Source organism: Fervidobacterium sp. 2310opik-2 (assembly GCF_011057735.1).
Classification (GTDB): domain Bacteria; phylum Thermotogota; class Thermotogae; order Thermotogales; family Fervidobacteriaceae; genus Fervidobacterium; species Fervidobacterium nodosum.
The window spans coordinates 1-1,838 of record NZ_LNGG01000014.1 but is presented as its reverse complement, the minus strand read 5'-3'; the positions used below and the strand labels follow the sequence as shown (position 1 = coordinate 1,838).

Genomic DNA, 1,838 nt, shown 5'->3' with positions numbered 1-1,838 from the left:
TTGGCATGTATCAAGATATCGTGATATGTCACAAGTTAAGATATTGTTAGATAAATACTTTAGTCAAAGAAAACAAAACACACAAATAGAGTTAATAACCGATGGACTAAAAGCGTACGAGATAGCAGTAAAACTAAATTTTGATAATGTTGAGCACAGAGAAGTAAGACTAGGTAAAAACAACGAATGTGAATCGAAATTTTCGTTATTTAAGATGTTTGTTAGGGCGAAAAGGAGCTTCAAGAAATTTAGCAACATACGGTACTATGTAAATGGTTTTTGTGTAGTAAGGAACCTATGCAAGTTATATGAGAACGAAAATGAGATGATTACAGCTTTAGCTTCCATCATCACTACTAGTTAACAGCATCTTTTTTAGGTACTATGTATCCAACATATCTATTTTTGCTATAGAAGTATTTTTCTGCTACTCTTTGAATATCTTCGCTAGTTAATTTATTTAGTTTTTCAAGTTTTTGTTTGTATAATTCAGGATTACCGAATCTTAATTCGCCAAGGACAATTTCAGACGAAAATTCCTTTAAATCTTTTTGAGCGAATATAATTGATTTAATCATTTGCTTTTTAACCTTTTGCAATTCTTCTTCACTAATTCCTTCATTGATGATTTTTTCAAGTTCTTTATCTATACCATCTTTTATTGCATCTAAATCTTCTTCACTGTAACCGAATGCGTATATTACTGCCATTCCAGGAATTCTTAAATCATAAATGAAACCACCGGTGCCAAGTATGAGTTGTTTATTAAAGTAAAGCTCTTTATTTACTCTGGAATTTTCACTGTTTAGCCAAATGTCTAAAAGAGCTTCTATTGCCGGGATATCTTCATGGTCTGCTTTTGGAATAGAGTAAAGTTCCATTAATAGAGAAAGTCTTGTCAATCTTGGTAATTTAAGTATAGTTTCACCCTCGATTTTTGGTTCTGCGTATACAGGTCTTTTTACTTGTTCTGGAGAGTATTCACCAAAGTACTTTTCAACAAGTTTAATTGCTTCTTCTGGGTTTACATCTCCACTAATTGAAAGTATCGCATTATTTGGTGCATAGAACATCTCATAAAAGTTTCTTACATCGACGTGTGTAATCGCTTCAAGATCTTTCATAAATCCTATAACAAAATGACCTAATGGTGTTCCTTTAAAAGCAGTTGCCTGCAACTCTTCCCACCCTGATTGAATATAATTGTTTTCTGTTCTCATCCTTCTTTCTTGCTTTACAACTTCTTTTTCTCTATAAAAATCGTCTGGGTCGATCTTTAAGTTTCTCATTCTATCAGCTTCAATTGCAAGCGCAAGTTCAAGCTTAGCGGAAGGTACTAATTCATAGTAAAAAGTATAATCATAAAAAGTAGCTGCGTTATTCTCGCCACCTACCGAAGTTATTAAATCATCAATCCCACCTTTTGGTAAAGCGCTTGTCCCATTGAACATGGTGTGTTCCAGTAAATGTGCTATACCAGTTTTTCCTTCTTCTTCATCAATTGAGCCAACTTTGTACCAAATCTCAACCTTTACAAGAGGCACACTGTGGTCTTCAAAGATGAATACTTTTAATCCATTCTTGAGAGTGTACGTAGTGAAGTTCACGTTTGGAATTTCCGCAGCGAATACAAATAAGGCAAAAACCGTTAAAATGAGTAACAGTAAAAACCTTTTCAACTTAACCCCCTCCTCGTATAATAAGTTCGGTAAAAATTAAAATTGGTCTTTGAAAATTGAATGCATATTTTTTAACACCTCTGGTAAAATAGTTTCAGGTTGCCCCTCCTTGAGACTTTGTTCTCTTAAATAAGATTGCCTAACTAGAGTACAGCTTTT

2 protein-coding genes are annotated in these 1,838 nt (G+C 33.5%); one reads left to right on the top strand and one right to left on the bottom strand.

The features are described from left to right. Nucleotides 1–364, top strand: a 364-nt coding sequence (locus AS161_RS09235; RefSeq protein ID WP_206518780.1) for a DDE-type integrase/transposase/recombinase, incomplete at its 5' end; no start/stop codon positions are given. Here AS161_RS09235 and AS161_RS06510 read toward each other — a convergent pair. Then, entirely contained in the window at nucleotides 357–1,679 is a 1,323-nt protein-coding gene (locus tag AS161_RS06510) for a pitrilysin family protein (protein WP_164542201.1), read from the bottom strand. The genes AS161_RS09235 and AS161_RS06510 overlap by 8 nt on opposite strands. Nucleotides 1,680–1,838: the final 159 nt, after the last annotated feature.